Below are 16,333 nucleotides of genomic sequence, written 5' to 3' on the forward strand. Positions count from 1 at the left end.
AGAAGCGAAGGTTCTGGAGCGCGCGCTCGCCATCATAGATGCTGCCAGCTTGGAGGACGCCCATTGCGGAGTACAACGCGATTATCAACAGTGCAGCAGCAGCCGACCAGCAGCAGATTCGTTTCGCGTTAGCAGTCATAGGTAGCGCCTAAGTGGATCGAAGATGGGTCGCCGATGTGAAAATTATGTCCGCTTCTGGCCGGTAGCGGACGAAGATACGTTTTAACTGATGCGACCGATGTGGTCAGGTCGAGTCTGAGCTACTACAACTCATGAGGGGGCCGTTCCGCAGGGCCAGCCCCCTAACCCCATCTTCGATCAGAACAGCTCGTTCTTGACCGCGTCCTTGGTCTTTTCTTCCGCCGGCGTGCCGCGCGTGCCGACATCGAGGCTCTGCACCCCCGTCCCCGGCGGATTCTCTGCGTAGTAGTACTCGCCGTCGCTCGCCTGCACCAGCCCGGCTGGCACTACGCGCTCCGTCACCGGCTCGTTCTTCAGCGCCTTCTGCATGTAGCCGATCCAGATTGGCAGCGCCAGTCCGCCGCCGGTTTCCTTGTTGCCCAGGTTCTTAGGCTGGTCGTAGCCGATCCACGCAATGCCCACCAGGTGCGACGCATATCCGGCGAACCAGGCGTCGATCGAGTCGTTGGTGGTGCCCGTCTTGCCCGAGATGTCGGGCCGCTTGAGCACCAGCGCCTTGGTCGCCGTGCCGTACTTGACGACGTCCTTGAGCATGGAGTCGACCAGGAAGGCGTTGCGCTCGTCGATGACGCGGTTGGCGTCCACGCCGGCCTTGTCGGGAATCGCCTGCGACAGCACCTTGCCGTCGGCGTCGGTCACCTTCGAGATCAGGTACGGGCTGACGCGGTAGCCGCCATTGGCAAATACCGAATAAGCACCGGCCATCTGCAGCGGCGTGGTCGCGCCGGCGCCCAGCGCGAGCGTCAGGTAAGGCGGGTTCTTGTCCGGATCGAAGCCGAAGCGCGTCGTGTATTCCTGGCCGTACTTGGCGCCGATCTTGTGCAGGATGCGGATCGAGACCATGTTCTTCGACTTGGTCAGACCTTTGCGCATCGTCATCGGGCCGTCGTACTTGCCGTCGTAGTTCTTCGGCTCCCACGCCTGGCCGCCGGTCTGACCGGCATCGAAACTGATCGGCGCGTCGTTGATGACGGTCGCCGGCGACAGGCCGCGTTCGAGCGAAGCCGAATAGATGAACGGCTTGAACGAGGATCCCGGCTGGCGCCACGCCTGCGTGACGTGGTTGAACTTGTTGCGGTTGTAGTCGAAGCCGCCGACCAGCGCGCGGATTGCGCCGTCGGTCGTGTCGGCGGCGACGAACGCCGATTCGACTTCCGGCATCTGGATGATGCTCCAGGCCGGGCCGCCTTCTTTGGTCACGCGGATCACCGCGCCGCGCCTGATGCGCCGGTTCGGCGCCGCCTTTTCGGTGAGCCACTCGCGCGCGAACGCCAGGCCGGCGCCGCTGATCTTGATCTCCTCGCCGGACGCCGTCACCGCGGTAATGCCGGCCGGGCTGGCCGCCAGCACCATCGCGGCGACGATGTCGTCGCTGTCCGGATGCTCGGCCAGCTCGGTCTCGATCGCTTCGTCGGCTTCTTCCTTGGACGACGGGATGTCGATGTAGGCTTCCGGCCCGCGGTACGGGTGGCGCCGCTCGTATTCGAGCACGCCGCGGCGCAGCGCCAGGTAGGCCGCATCCTGATCGGCCTTGGTCACGGTGGTGAATACGTTCAGACCGCGCGTGTAGGTCTCTTCCTTGAACTGCTCGTACACCAGCTGGCGCGCCATCTCGGCCACGTACTCGGCGTGCACGCCGAATTCGGCGCTGTCGGTCTTGATCTTCAGCGGCTCGGCCTTGGCCTGCTCGAACTGGGCGTCGGTGATGTAGCCCAGCTGGTGCATGCGGAACAGGATGTACTGCTGGCGCGTGCGCGCGCGCTTCGGGTTGACCACCGGGTTGTAGGCGGACGGCGCCTTCGGCAGGCCGGCCAGCATCGCCGCTTCGGCCACGGTCAGGTCCTTGATGTTCTTGCCGAAGTAGATCTGGGCCGCCGACGAGAAGCCGAACGCGCGCTGGCCCAGGTAGATCTGATTCATGTAGACCTCGAGGATCTGGTCCTTGGTGAGGTTCTGCTCGATCTTCCAGGCCAGCAGCACTTCATAGGCCTTGCGTTTGAGGGTCTGCTCGGACGACAGGAAGAAGTTGCGCGCCACCTGCTGGGTGATGGTGGAGGCGCCCTGGCGCGCGCCGCCGGCGGCGTTGTGCACGGCCGCGCGCAGGATGCCGGTGTAGTCGACCCCGCCGTGCTGGTAGAAGCGGTCGTCCTCGATCGCCAGCACGGCCTTCTTCATCACGTCCGGGATGTCCTTGAAGCGCGTCAGGGTGCGGCGCTCCTCGCCGAATTCGCCGATCAGCACGCCGTCGGCGGAGAACACCCGCAGCGGCATCTTGGGACGGTAGTCGGTCAGGGTGTCGAGCGCCGGCAGGTTGGGGTAGGCCATCGCCAGCGCGAACACCACCACCAGCAGCGCGGCCAGCGCGGTGCCGGCCAGTACGCCCAGGACGATGAAGGCGATGCGCCGCGGCGTCATCGGGCCCTTGCGGCCAGGCGCCGGTTTTTTGCCGTCGGTTGTCGAAACACTCATGCGGGTCGATTCTCTCTATATATTGATGCGGCTCATTATAAGGTAGGTGCATTATGCACGCGCCGCGGTGTGCCGACACCCCCGCTCAAGATGGCTGTGAACCGGCCGACAACTAAGATGTCGCCCGGTTCATAGAGTGTCGTTTATCCGCCCGTACCCAGAATGTTCCAGTGCAGAAATACCTTTACACTCCCGTCTTAATGTTGCTACGATTTAATGTAATGCCTCACCTTGGGTGACCTAAGTGGCGGTTTTATAAACAAATTACCCGGTTTCGGGCAGTTTCATTATTCGTTCTGCAAGGAAACTTTTGCAGCGGTTGCAGTGGGCAGGTGAGGAGCACGCGCGTCATGGTCAATCTGAGTTCCTTGTTCGGACAATCCAGTCCCCCCTTGGTGGGATTGGATATCAGCACGTCGGGCGTGCGCCTGGTCGAGCTGGCCGACGCCGGCAAAGGCGTGCTGCGCCTCGAGCGCTACGCCTCCGAAGCGCTGCCGCGCGGCGCCCTGGTTGACGGCAATATCGAAAACATGGAGCAGGTCACCGAAGCGGTGCGCCGCGTCTGGAAAAAAAGCGGCACCCGCGTCAAGCTGGTCGCGCTGGGCATGCCGCCCGCCTCCGTCATCACCAAGAAAATCATCCTGCCGGCCGGGCTGTCGGAAGACCAGCTCGAGGTGCAGGTCGAGTCGGAAGCCTCCCAGTACATCCCGTTCGCGCTCGACGAAGTGAGCCTGGACTTCGACGTGCTGGGCCTGGCCGCCAACTCGCCCGACGACATCGACGTCATGCTGGCCGCGGCGCGCAAGGAAAAGGTCGAGGACCGCGTGGCGATCGCCGAAGCGGCCGGCCTCACCGCCACCGTGATGGACATCGAATCGTACGCCGCGCGCGCCGCGCTGGAGCGGGTCACCGCGGCCATGCCCGGCGCGGCCGACCAGATCGTCGCGCTGTTCCAGATCGGCGCCGGCGTGACGCACATCTCGGTGATGGCCGGCGGCGAAACAATCTACGAGCGCGAGCAGCCGTTCGGCGGCAACCAGCTGACCCAGGATATCGTGCGCGCCTACGGCCTGTCGTTCGAGGAGGCCGACGCCAAGAAGAAAACCGGCGACCTGCCGGAGGGCTACCAGGCCGAACTGCTCGGCCCCTTCCTCGAGAACGCCGCGCTGGAAGTGACGCGCGCGATCCAGTTTTTCTACACCTCGACCCCGTACACCCGCGTCGACCAGCTGTACCTGGCCGGCGGCTGCGCGATGATCCCCGGCCTGCTCGACATCGTCGCCAGCCGCACCAAGATCTCGACCGCGGTGGTGTCGCCGTTCAAGGGCATGCAGCTCGGCGCCGACGTGCGCGAGTCGCAACTGCGCACCGAAGCGCCGGCTTACCTGGTCGCCTGCGGCCTCGCGCTGAGGAGATTTGGCTGATGATCAGAATTAACCTGCTTCCACACCGGGAAGCGAAGCGCAAGCTCAAGAAAACCGCCTTCGTGGCGCTGATGGCCTTAGGCGGCATCCTCGGCGTGGCGGTGGTGCTGGTGGTCGGCGGCTACAACGCCTCGCGCATCTCGATCCAGAACGAACGCAACCTGGTGCTGACCCAGTCCAACGCCGAACTCGACAAGAAAATCGCGGCGATCGCCACCCTCAAGCAGGAAATCGAAGCGCTCAAGGCCCGCCAGCAGGCGGTCGAGGACCTGCAAGGCGACCGCAACCAGCCGGTGTACCTGCTCGACGAACTGGTGCGCCAGACACCGTCCGGCGTGTACCTGAAGAACTTCCGCCAGGAGGGCCAGCGCGTGGTCCTGTCCGGCTACGCCCAGTCGCAGGAGCGCGTGGCCGAACTGCTGCGCAACCTGACCGGCGCCTCGCCGTGGCTGGAGCGTCCCGAGCTGACCGAAGTGAAGGCTTCGACGATGGCACAGGGCAAGGCCGGCAAGAAGGTGGTCGAGTTCACGCTGGCGGTGGGCATCAAGCGCCCGCGCGACCAGGACGCCGCCAAGGCCGTCGCCGCCGGCGCCGCCGTGCCGGCCGCAGCCCCGATCAAGTAGCGCGCAACGGACCGTTTATGGATATCAATCTCAAAGACATCGGCGCATCGCTGGCTGGCCAGTTCCAGGGCCTGGCGGGGCGCCATCCCGGCATGTGGCCGCTGGCGCCGCGCGTGCTGTGCGCCGCCGGCGTGATGGCCGCCGTCGTCGCGCTCGGCTACTTCGGCTACTGGAGCGGCCAGTTCGAGGAAGAGGACACGCTGGCCCAGACCGAAGTGAAGCTGCGCGAGGAATACAAGCTGAAAATCGCGCAGGCGATCAACCTCGACGCCCTGCAGGCGCAAAAGCTGCAGGTCGACCAGTACGTCGACCGCCTGCAGAAGCAGCTGCCGAACAAGGCCGAGATGGCGGCGCTGCTGTCGGACATCAACCAGGCGGGCCTTGGCCGCGGCCTGCAGTTCGACCTGTTCCGCCCGGGCCAGGTGGTGGTACGCGACTACTACGCCGAGCAGCCGATCGACATCAAGGTGTCGGGCAGCTACCACGACATCGGCGCTTTCGCCGCCGACATGGCGAACCTGCCGCGCATCGTCACGCTCAACAACATGACCCTGACCGCGGGCAAGGACGGCGTGCTGATGCTCGACGCGGTGGCCAAGACCTTCCGCTACCTCGATCCCGAGGAAGCGAGCGCGCAGCGCAAGGCGCGCGCTGCGGCCAAGAAACAGCAGGGGGCACCGAAATGACGATCAAGCGCATAGCTGCGATAGCGCTGGCGGCATTGCTGGCCGGCTGCGGCGCCAGCGACGTCCGCGAAGTGAAGGACTGGATGGCCCAGGTCAAGAAGGACACCAAGGTCACAGTGGTGCCGATCGCCGAGCCGAAAACTTTTATCCCGTTTGCCTACACGGCGCGCGAGCAGGTCGATCCGTTCAGCCCGAACAAGCTGCTGGCCGAACTGGCGCGCGCGGCCGAAAAGTCGGACGACAACAAGTACAAGCCGGACATGAATCGCCGCAAGGAGCTGCTGGAGAACTTCCCGCTGGACGCCTTCACCATGGTCGGCGTGCTGCAGAAGGGCGGCGTCAACTACGCGCTGCTGCAGGTGGACCGGTCGGTGTACCAGGTCAAGGCCGGCCAGCGCATCGGCCAGAACTACGGGCTGGTCACCGGGGTGAGCGAGAACGTGGTGCAAATCAAGGAAGTGGTTCAGGACGCCGCCGGCGAGTGGGTCGAGCGCCTGTCGAAGCTGGAATTGCAGGAAAGTAAGGAGAGCAGGAAATGATCGCATTCAAAATGAACGGCGCCGCCGCCCTGACGGGTTCGCTGGCGCGCGCGGGCGCACTGCTGGTCCTGGCTTTCTCGGCGGCGACGGCGTGGGCGCAGGATAACGCGATCGAATCGATCACCGCCAACCAGCAGGGCTCGAACGTGGTGGTCAACATCGCCATGAAGAACGCGCCGGCCAAGCTGCCGATCGGCTTTTCGATCACCAACCCGGCGCGCATCGCGCTCGACTTCGGCGCCACCAGCAACGCCACCGGCAAGAGCACCCAGGACATCAACCTGGGCGACGTGCGCGCGGTGAACGTGGTGCAGGCCGGCGAGCGAACCCGCCTGGTGCTCAACCTCAAGCGGGCGCTGAACTACGCCACCGCGATCGACGGCAAGTCGGTGATCGTCACCGTCGAAGGTTCCGGCGGCGTGGCCCAGGCCGTCAACAGCGCCGGCCTGCCGGTCGCCGCGCAGGCCCGCCCGGCCGCCGCCCGCCAGGTCTTGCGCGACCTCGACTTCCGGCGCGGCGCCAACGGCGAAGGCCGCATCGTGGTGGATCTGCCGAACAGCCAGGTCGCCGTCGACGTGCGCCAGGTCGGCAACACCGTGCTGGTCGACTTCATGAACACCGGCCTGCCGCCTAGCCTGCGCCGGCGCCTCGACGTGACCGACTTCGGCACCCCGGTGTCGCAGATCACCACCGTGCCGCAGGGCGACAACGTGCGCATGAAGATCGAAGCGAAGGGCCTGTGGGAGCAGACCGTCTACCAGAGCGACACCCAGCTGGTGATCGACGTCAAGCCGATCAAGGAAGACCCGAACCGCCTGACCCAGGGCACCCAGGGCTACCGCGGCGAGAAGCTGTCGTTCAACTTCCAGAACGTCGAAGTGCGCGCCGCGCTGCAGGCGATCGCCGATATCTCGGGCCTGAACATCATCACCAGCGATTCGGTGACGGGCAACCTGACCTTGCGCCTGAAGGAAGTGCCGTGGGACCAGGCGCTCGACGTGGTGCTGCAGGCCAAGGGCCTCGACATGCGCAAGAACGGCACCGTGCTGTGGATCGCGCCGAAGGAAGAACTGCTGACCAAGGAGAAGCTCGAACTCGAGCAGCGCGCCCAGATCGCCGACCTCGAGCCGCTGCGCTCGGAAGTGTTCCAGCTGAACTACCAGAAGGCCGAGGCCTTCCGCACCGTGATCGGCCTGGACGGCGGCGCCAACCGCGTGCTGTCCAAGCGCGGCAGCGCCATCATCGACGCGCGCACCAACCAGCTGTTCATCACCGACATCGCCTCCAAGCTCGACGACATCCGCAAGCTGATCCTCAAGACCGACGTCGCTTCCAAGCAGGTGCTGATCGAAGCGCGCCTGGTCGAGGCCAACGACAGCTTCAGCCGCACGCTCGGCTCCAAGCTGGGCTTCTCCGACCTGCGCACCCAGCGCGGCGGCGACTCCGGCTACCAGGTCAATGGCAACAACCGGGTCGCCATCGGCGGCAACCTGAACGGTGTCGGCCAGACCACCGGCCAGGTCGGCGGCGCCGACGCGTTCGCCAACTCGCAGTTCCTCAACCTGCCGGCCGCGGCGATCGGCTCGGTGCCGCCGGCCACGGTGGCGTTCAGCCTGTTCTCGGCCGCCGCCAACCGCTTCCTGAACCTCGAACTGTCGGCGCTCGAAGCGGACGGCAAGGGCAAGATCCTGTCGAACCCGCGCGTGCTGACCGAAGACAAGATGGTCGCGGTCATCGAGCAGGGCATCGAGCTGCCGTACCAGGTCGCCACCGCCAGCGGCGCCACGTCGATCAGCTTCAAGAAGGCCAACCTGCGGCTGGAAGTGACGCCGCAGATCACCCCGGACGGCAACGTCGTGCTGGAAGTGGAAGTGAACAAGGACTCCAAGGGTGACGTCACGCCGGCCGGCTTCGCGATCAATTCGCAGCACGTCAAGACCAAGGTGCGGGTGGAAAACGGCGGCACCGTGGTGCTCGGCGGCATTTACCAGCAGGCCGACCGCAACAACGAAAGCAAGGTCCCGCTGCTGGGCGACCTGCCCGTCGTCGGCCACCTGTTCAAGACCACCGGGCGCGAGTCGACCAAGACCGAGCTGCTGGTGTTCCTGACGCCGAAGATTGTGGCCGACACCGCGCCGACGCGCTGACACGCAACCGCACTCACCAATTCAATTACTGGAACAAACAAATGTTTGCATACCTGAACAATCTTTCATGGCATAAAGTCCGAGCCCTGGCGGCCGGCAGCCTGGCCGCGACCGTTCTCGCGGCATGCGGCGGCGGCGGCGGCAGCCCGGGCACGGTGCCCGGCCAGACCGGCGGCGGCAGCAGCACCGGCACCGCGCCGGCGTCGATCACCCTGATCGCCAGCGCGGCGACGATTTCCGCCTCCGGCGCCGACGGCACCGAAGTGACGCTGACGGCGATCGTCAAGGATGCCAACAACAATGCGCTGCCGGGCGCGACGGTGTCGTTCAAGGCCGATTCCGGCACCATCAGCAACACCAACCGCGTCAGCGACGCCACCGGCTCGGTGACCGAAAAGCTCAGCGTCAAGGGCGACCCGAGCCCGCGCGATATCACCATTACCGCGTCGGCCGGCAGCATCACTTCGGCTGCCAGGGTCGTGAAGGTCGTCAGCGCCGCGGCGACCGCGCCGAAGCTGGTGCTGACCGCCGCCAGCGGCAGCCTGCCGTCGTCCGGCGCGGCCGGCACCGCGGTCGAAATCCGCGCGCTGGTGCTCGATTCGAACAACGTCGTCATGCCCGGCACCACCGTCTCGTTCGCCACCGATTCGGGCTCGCTGTCGGCCTCGCAGAAGAAAACCGACACGTCCGGCGTGGCCATCGTCAGCCTCGACACCGGCGCCGATCCGACCACCCGCACCATCACCGTGACCGGCACCGCGGCCGGCGCTGCTGCAACCACCGTGACCGTCAATGTGGTCGGCACCAAGCTTGCGATCAATGCGCCCGGCACCGCCAACGTTGGCGCCGTCAGCGATGTCACCGTGTTGCTGGTCGATTCGGCCGGTACTCCGCTGTCGAACCGCATGGTCACGTTCTCGGCCGCGCTGAACACGGTTGTCAGCAAGTCGGGCGCGACCAGCCAGGCCGCGACCGACGGCGCGGGCAAGCTGACCCTGACCTACACGGCGGCCAAAGCCGGTAGCGACACCATCACCGTGCGCGCCCTCGGCGAAACCGCGACGGCGGCGGTCATGGTGGTCGCATCCAACTTCACGGTCAGCGCGGTCGACGCCAATGGCGCGGCCCTGTCGACGGCCAGCACGAACGTTTGCGTGCCGGTTGCGGTCACTAATTTCGTGGCCGGCGTACCGCAAGGCGGCACGGTTTCCGTGAGTTCTTCCCGCGGCACCGTGTACAGCGACGCCGCCTGCGCATCGCCGCTGAACACGGCGGTGCCGCTGACATCGGGATCGGCTCGTGTATACCTTTCGGCCAACAGCCCAGGCGTGGCCACGCTGACCGCCAATTCCAGCGCCACCGGCTCGAGCGTGCAGCGCGCCCTCGAATTCGTGGCGCCGCTGACCGCAACGTCCGTAATCAGCCTCCAGGCCACTCCCGCGGTAATCGGCGCGAACGCCGCCGGCAGCTCGACCGAGCAGTCAACCCTGCGCGCCGTCGTTCTCGACAGCGCAAACCAGGGCAACCCGGTCAAGAACGCCAAGGTGGTTTTCTCCATCGTCAGCGATGCCAGCGGCGGCACGCTAACCCAGCCTTCCGAAGTAATGACGGGCAGCGACGGTTCAGCGACCGTCAGCTACACTGCCGGCACCACCGCCACCGCCGCCGATGGCGTCCTGATCCGCGCAACGATCCAGAGTCCGGTGACCGCCGCCAGCGCCACCGCGACGCTGACGGTGGCGAAGAAGTCGCTGTTCATCAGCGCCGGCACCGGCAACACGGTGATCACGCCGACATCGTCGACCTACCAGGTCGACTACGTGGTGTTCGTCACGGACGCGGCCGGCAATGCCGTTCCCAACGTGACGATCACCGCCTCGGTGTCGCCACGGACCTATGGCAAGGGGATCATGGTGTTGTCTGGCCCGAGCGGCCCATGGGTGCCGCAGCCATCGACGCCGGCCCCCTGCAACAACGAAGACGTCAACCGCGACGGCGTGCTTGCAGCGAGTGAGGACGCCAACCACAACGGCCGGCTCGACCCAGTGATTCCAATGAACATCACTTCGAGCGGCAAGACCGACGCCAGCGGAACCGCGACAGTTTCCTTGCTCTACCCGCGCGATCGCGCCTACTGGATGGACGTCGATTTCATCATCCGCGGCCAGGTGGCCGGCTCGGAAGGAAGCTACCTAGGCTATACTGTGCTTCGCGGATCTGCCGCCGACTTCGGCAACCCGAACACGGCCCCGCCAGGTGCGGTCAGCCCTTATGGACGGTCGTCGACTTGCGGAGACGCCAACTAACCAAGCAAGCGGTGCCGATGGAGAATGTGTTTTTAGTAGGACTGATGGGGGCGGGCAAGACGACAATTGGCCGCATCCTCGCCAGGAAACTGGGCATGCGCTTCGTCGATTCGGACCATGAGATCGAGGCGCGCACCGGCGCCTCGATTCCGTGGATCTTCGAAATAGAAGGCGAGGAAAGCTTCCGGCGCCGCGAATCGGAAGTGATCCGCGAGTTGTGTGCCGAAGGCGGCATCGTCCTGGCCACCGGCGGCGGCGCCGTGCTCAGCGCCGAGAACCGCGCCCTGCTCAAATCGTGCGGCACCGTGGTCTACCTGCGCGCCAACGTCAACAGCATCATGGTGCGCACCGCGCACGACAAGAACCGGCCCTTGCTGCAGACGGCCGATCCGCGCCGCAAGCTCGAGGAACTGACGGCGCAGCGCGAGCCGCTGTACCGCGAAATCGCCGAGCTGGTCATCGATACCGGCCGGCCTAACGTACAATCGATGGTCCAGACCATACTCGACCAGCTCGAGGCGCTCGAGGCCACGCGCCGCGCGCGCTGCACGCCGGCCACTTCATCGATGACCCAGCACTCCACCATTTCCCTCACTGTCGACCTTGGCGAGCGCAGCTACCCGATTGCGATCGGCCCCGGCCTGCTGTCCGACCCGGCGCCGCTGGCGCAGCACATCAAGGGCCGCCAGGTTGCCATCGTCACTAACACCACCGTCGGGCCGCTGTACCTGGAACGGGTCGCGGCGCCGTTGCGCGCTGCCGGACGCGAAGTGATCGAGATCGTGCTGCCGGACGGCGAGCAGTACAAGACGATGGAAACGCTGATGCAGGTGTTCGACGCGCTGCTGGCCAACAAATGCGACCGCAAGACCACGCTGGTGGCGCTGGGCGGCGGCGTGATCGGCGACCTGACCGGATTCGCCGCCGCCAGCTACATGCGCGGCGTGCCGTTCGTGCAGGTGCCGACCACCTTGCTGGCGCAGGTCGACTCGTCGGTGGGCGGCAAGACCGGCATCAACCACCCGCTTGGCAAGAACATGATCGGCGCCTTCTATCAGCCGCGCGCGGTGCTGGCCGACACCGCCACGCTGGCCACCTTGCCGGCGCGCGAGCTGGCCGCCGGCCTGGCCGAAGTGATCAAGCACGGCGCGATCATCGATGCCGCCTTCTTCGACTGGATCGAGCAGAACATCGGCAAGCTGGTGGCGCGCGACCAGGCCGCGCTGGCGCACGCGATCGCGCGCTCCTGCGAGATCAAGGCCGACGTGGTGCGCCAGGACGAGCGCGAGGGCGGCCTGCGCGCCATCCTCAACTTCGGCCACACCTTCGGCCACGCGATCGAAAATGGCCTCGGCTACGGCGTCTGGCTGCACGGCGAAGCGGTCGGCTGCGGCATGGTGATGGCGGCCGACCTGTCGCGCCGCATGGGCTACATCGACGACGCCGCGGTGCGGCGCGTGCGCGCGCTGGTGGCCGCGGCGGGGCTGCCGACCGTCGCGCCCGACCTGGGCGCCGAGCGCTGGCTCGAACTGATGGAAGTGGACAAGAAAAACGAAGGCGGCGACATCAAGTTCATCCTGCTCAAGCCGTTGGGCAGCCCGAGCATCGGCGGCGCCCCGCGCGCGCTGCTGCTCGAGACGCTCGCCGCCTGCGTGGTGGCGCCATGAACTTCGACGACCGCCTCGCGCCCTACGCGGCCCATTCCGCGCAAGGGCGCGGGCGCGCCTTCCCGGAAGCGCCGCCCGGCTCGCGTAGCGAATTCCAGCGCGACCGCGACCGCATCATCCACTCGACCGCTTTCCGCCGGCTCGAATACAAGACCCAGGTATTCCTGAACCACGAAGGCGACCTGTTTCGCACGCGGCTGACGCACTCGATCGAAGTGGCGCAGATCGGCCGCACGCTGGCGCGCAGCCTGCGCTTGAACGAAGACCTGGTCGAAGCGGTGTCGCTGGCGCACGACCTCGGGCACACGCCGTTCGGCCACGTCGGCCAGGATGTGCTCAACGAATGCATGCGCGACTACGGCGGCTTCGAGCACAACCTGCAAAGCCTGCGCGTGGTCGACAAGCTCGAAGAGCACTACGGCGACTTCGACGGCCTGAACCTGATGTTCGAAACGCGCGAGGGCATCCTCAAGCACTGCTCGGCGGCCAATGCGCGCACGCTGGGCGAACTCGGGCTGCGCTTCCTGGAAAAGACCCAGCCCAGCCTGGAAGCGCAATTGACCAACCTGGCCGACGAAATCGCCTACAACAACCACGACATCGACGACGGCCTGCGTTCGGGCCTGATCACGATGGCGCAAATGGAAGAGGTCGACCTGTTTGCGCGCCACCGCCGCGCGGTGGAAGCGCAGTATCCGGGCCTGCCGGGCCGGCGCGCGCTGTACGAAACATCGCGCCGCATGATCACGGTGATGACGGCCGATGTGGTGGCGACATCGGCCGAGCGGATCGCCGACGCCGCGCCGCGCAGCATCGACGACGTGCGCGCGGGGCCTCCGCTGATCCGGTTCTCCGACCAGATGAAGGCCGACACGACGGCGCTCAAGCGCTTCCTGCACGCGAACCTGTACCGGCATTTCCAGGTCAACCGGATGCGCGTGAAGGCGAGTCGCATCGTCACCGAGCTGTTCGACGCGTTCATGAAGGATCCGGTGCTGCTGCCGCCCGATTACCAGGATGCGAGTGGGGAAGTGGGGCGCCAGGCGCGCAAAATATCGGATTACATTGCCGGCATGACCGACCGCTACGCGATCCGCGAGCACCGCCGCATTTTCTCGATCGACGAGCTGTGAATCAAAATGGGGTCAGGTCCGCAGGACCAGACCCCAGCCTGCGAACGCCAACGAAGCCGGGGTCTGGTCCTGCGGACCTGACCCCATCTTTCAGGCGAAGAGGCTGGGGCGCGAAAGCTCGATCAGCAGCTTCTTGACCGGCGCGGGCAGGGGAGCGTCAGCGATCGCATCCAGATTCCACCACATGCAGCCATCGACCTGCGCGCGCTGCGCCAGCGCGATCCGGTGCGGATAAATATGCAGCTTGTAATGCGTGAACACGTGCACCAGCGGCAGCAGCGCCTGCACCTCTTCCACTTCGCCGAACCTGCCCGCGGCCGTCAGCACGTCCGGCGCCGCTTCATCCACGGACAGATGACCATCCGCTTCCGGCAGCGACAGCAGGCCGCCCCAGATGCCGCTGTCGGCGCGCTGCTCTAGCAGTACCTGGCTGCCGTGGACAATCACCAGCATCGCCGCGCGCTTCTCCGGATTGGTCTTTTTCGGTTTGCGCACCGGCAGTTCCGCCGTGCGGCCGCTCGCAAAGGCGACGCAGCGTTCGCGCAGCGGACAACGCTCGCACGAAGGACTTGAGCGCGTGCACAGCGTTGCCCCCAGGTCCATCAAGCCTTGCGTGTAGCGCTCGATGCCGCTTTCGGGCAGCAGCGCGTCGGCGCGCCGCCACAGCGCGTCTTCCACTGGCTTGATGCCCGGGTACTGGTCGATGCCGAACACGCGCGCGAACACACGCTTGACGTTGCCGTCGAGGATAGCCGCGCGCGTGCCGTTCGCGAACGCGGTGATCGCCGCGGCGGTGGAGCGGCCGATGCCGGGCAGCTCGGCCAGCAGCGCCGGATCGGCCGGGAACTGTCCGCCATACTCGGCCACCACGCGCTTGGCGCAGGCGTGCAGGTTGCGCGCCCGGGTGTAGTAGCCAAGTCCGCTCCACAGCGCCATCACGTCTTCCGATGGCGCCTCGGCCAGCGATTCCACCGTCGGAAAGCGTTCGAGGAAGCGCGCGTAGTAGCCGAGGACCGCGGCGACCTGGGTCTGCTGCAGCATGATTTCGGACAGCCAGATGCGGTAGGCGTCCGTGGTGTTCTGCCACGGCAGCGCGTGGCGGCCGTGCTGGCGCTGCCAGTCGATGACGGCGGCGGAAAAAGTCGGATCGGCCAGCTCGTCGAATTCGGTCAGGCGCTTCACGCCGCCGCTTCCAGCGCTACGCGTTCCGATTGCAGCGCCTGCGTCACGCCGCCGGCCAGCTGCTGCAGCTGCGCCTTGACCCGTTCCAGGTCGCCCTGGGTGGCCTCGAGCGCCTCGATCTTCTGTTCCAGGCTGTCGGTCGCTTCGTGGATGCGCTGGATCGAGGTGACGCGGTGCTTGAGCTGCTCCTTGTGCTTGCGGATCTCCGCTTCGAGCGGAGCCATGATCACCTTCAGCCACGCTTCGACATCGGCGTTCGCCGCCCTGAAGTTGCGCCGCACGCGCGAGGCGATCGAATCGAAGAAGCGTTCCATCAGCGCGCCGCGGCTGGTCATCAGCAGCGTCGTGGTGCCGAACTGCTTCTGGTAGACCGCCTCGATCGTGTCGATCTCGAGCAGGTATTTTTCGAGCGAGAACAGCATCGGCAGCGACAGCGACAGCCCGTGCTCGGTGGTGAACTTGCGGTACATCGATTCCATCATCGCGCCGATCTCGGCGATCTTGACGTCGGACTCGGCGAGATGGCCGCGCACCTGGTCGAAGAACACCTTGACCGGGCCGCGCATGCGCGTGGCGAAGCGGCTCGCCTGCATCCCTTCGCGCACGGTCTCGATCTCCGCCTGCACGGTGTCCATGCCCAGCGACGAATACAGCTCGGTGGACAGGCGCGCGAATACCGAACGGGTGCCGGCCAGCGTCATCAGGCTGGCGTCGAATTCCTTCTTCTCGACGTCGATGCGGCGCATCATGTGCGCCACCACGCTCTGGTTCTTGCCGCGCAGGCTTTTCAGTTCATGCAGCTGCTCGACGATGTCGCGGATGCGCGCGTTGAGCATCGCGTGCTGCGCGCCCACCAGCTGCGCCATGTCGTCCGACAGCTGCTTGCGGATGATGTCCTTCTTGGCCGGAATGAGCTCGTTGAACAGCGCCGCCTCCAACTGCCCGAGACGGCTCTTCTCCAGCAGCGCCATGTCTTCGTTGATCTTGCCGACCAGCGCCTTCTGCGCCGACACCGGATACACCTGGCGCGGCTCGAGCGCGAGCAGCTGCGCCACGCTGGCCTGCTGGCGCTCGATCTCGGCGTCATTCTCCGCCTCGGTCTTGAGCTCGTCCCACATCGCGTCGATCTTGTTCAGCACTACGATGCGCCCGGCGCCTGGGCCGATGTGGTTGCGCCACACTTCGATGTCGCTCTTGGTCACGCCGGTTTCGGCGGCCAGGATGAACAGCACCGCGTGCGCGTTCGGGATCAGGTTCAGCGTCAGTTCGGGTTCGGTGCCGATTGCGTTCAGGCCCGGGGTGTCGAGGATCACCAGGCCCTGTTTCAGCAGCGGGTGAGGGAAGTTGATGATCGCGTGGCGCCACAGCGGAATGTCGACCATGCCGTCGGCGTCCACCGTGCCCGCGACATCCGGGTCGGTATCGTCGAACAGGCCGTAGCGCTGCGCTTCCTCGACCGGAACGCGCTTCGTCATGCCGACCTGCTTGAAGGTCTCGTGCATGGCGTCGCCGGCGTCGAGCGCGAGCGGGAACACGGTCCACGCCGAGGCGTCGTCGCGGTAGTCGCTGGTGGACTGGTGGCCGGCGCGCGTTTCGATCGGCAGCAGGCGCAGCGACGGCGGCCACGCCGGGTCGTACATCAACTCGGTCGGGCACATGGTGGTGCGGCCGGCGGCCGAGGGCAGGATGCGCTGACCGTAGTCGGCGAAGAAGATCGCGTTGATCAGCTCCGATTTCCCGCGCGAGAATTCAGCGACGAAGGCGATCGAGAGCTTGTCGTCGGCCAGCCGCCCAAGCGCGCGCGCGATGCGCTGCTCGGTGGCGGCGTCGGTCAGCTCGGCCGCGTTGACCCACATCTGGTAGCTCGCCAACGCGCCCGCCACGCCCTCGCGCCATTCGCTGTAATGTTGAAAATCGTGCACCATCATGTTTTCCTGCCGGTTGTGTTGTTTTTTG

The 16,333-nt window shown here is 66.0% G+C and carries 11 protein-coding genes; 8 read left to right on the forward strand and 3 right to left on the reverse strand.

What is annotated here, in order from left to right:
- Positions 1–318 precede the first annotated feature (318 nt).
- Positions 319–2,670, reverse strand: a complete 2,352-nt coding sequence (locus Q4S45_RS22805) for a penicillin-binding protein 1A (RefSeq protein WP_374046067.1) — start codon at positions 2,668–2,670, stop codon at positions 319–321.
- 350 nt (positions 2,671–3,020) lie between these two features.
- On the opposite strand from Q4S45_RS22805, the gene Q4S45_RS22810 reads away from it, so the two are divergent.
- Genes Q4S45_RS22810 through Q4S45_RS22845 form a run of 8 tightly spaced genes read left to right on the forward strand, consistent with a single transcriptional unit; the run spans position 3,021 to position 13,195 of the window.
- A complete protein-coding gene (locus Q4S45_RS22810; RefSeq protein ID WP_305507861.1) occupies positions 3,021–4,094 on the forward strand; it encodes a pilus assembly protein PilM in 1,074 nt (357 codons plus the stop codon).
- A complete protein-coding gene (locus Q4S45_RS22815; protein ID WP_305507862.1) occupies positions 4,094–4,717 on the forward strand; it encodes a PilN domain-containing protein in 624 nt (207 codons plus the stop codon). Before Q4S45_RS22810 ends, Q4S45_RS22815 begins: the two co-directional genes overlap by 1 nt.
- 17 nt (positions 4,718–4,734) lie before the next feature.
- Positions 4,735–5,403, forward strand: a complete 669-nt coding sequence (locus Q4S45_RS22820) for a type 4a pilus biogenesis protein PilO (protein WP_305507863.1) — start codon at positions 4,735–4,737, stop codon at positions 5,401–5,403.
- Positions 5,400–5,942 (forward strand): pilus assembly protein PilP, encoded by a 543-nt coding sequence (locus tag Q4S45_RS22825; RefSeq protein ID WP_305507865.1) that lies wholly within the window; start codon positions 5,400–5,402, stop codon positions 5,940–5,942. The genes Q4S45_RS22820 and Q4S45_RS22825 overlap by 4 nt, the downstream gene beginning before the upstream one ends.
- Positions 5,939–8,089, forward strand: coding sequence for a type IV pilus secretin PilQ (pilQ, locus tag Q4S45_RS22830; protein WP_305507867.1), 2,151 nt, complete (start codon positions 5,939–5,941; stop codon positions 8,087–8,089). Before Q4S45_RS22825 ends, pilQ begins: the two co-directional genes overlap by 4 nt.
- 41 nt (positions 8,090–8,130) lie before the next feature.
- Complete coding sequence (locus Q4S45_RS22835) at positions 8,131–10,395, forward strand: Ig-like domain-containing protein (protein ID WP_305507869.1); 2,265 nt, start codon at positions 8,131–8,133, stop codon at positions 10,393–10,395.
- Between the two features lie 44 nt (positions 10,396–10,439).
- On the forward strand, positions 10,440–12,062 hold the full coding sequence (aroKB, locus tag Q4S45_RS22840; RefSeq protein WP_305512179.1) for a bifunctional shikimate kinase/3-dehydroquinate synthase AroKB: 1,623 nt from the start codon (positions 10,440–10,442) through the stop codon (positions 12,060–12,062).
- On the forward strand, positions 12,059–13,195 hold the full coding sequence (locus tag Q4S45_RS22845) for a deoxyguanosinetriphosphate triphosphohydrolase (RefSeq protein WP_305507870.1): 1,137 nt from the start codon (positions 12,059–12,061) through the stop codon (positions 13,193–13,195). The genes aroKB and Q4S45_RS22845 overlap by 4 nt, the downstream gene beginning before the upstream one ends.
- 90 nt (positions 13,196–13,285) lie before the next feature.
- Here Q4S45_RS22845 and mutY read toward each other — a convergent pair whose 3' ends face one another.
- Together mutY and Q4S45_RS22855 are read right to left on the reverse strand one after the other, a co-directional pair.
- Complete coding sequence (gene mutY, locus Q4S45_RS22850) at positions 13,286–14,377, reverse strand: A/G-specific adenine glycosylase (protein WP_305507871.1); 1,092 nt, start codon at positions 14,375–14,377, stop codon at positions 13,286–13,288.
- On the reverse strand, positions 14,374–16,302 hold the full coding sequence (locus Q4S45_RS22855) for a dynamin family protein (RefSeq protein WP_305512180.1): 1,929 nt from the start codon (positions 16,300–16,302) through the stop codon (positions 14,374–14,376). Before Q4S45_RS22855 ends, mutY begins: the two co-directional genes overlap by 4 nt.
- Between the last annotated feature and the right edge of the window lie 31 nt (positions 16,303–16,333).

The sequence above is a fragment of the Massilia sp. R2A-15 genome, from assembly GCF_030704305.1.
Taxonomy (GTDB): Bacteria; Pseudomonadota; Gammaproteobacteria; order Burkholderiales; family Burkholderiaceae_D; genus JAFCUW01.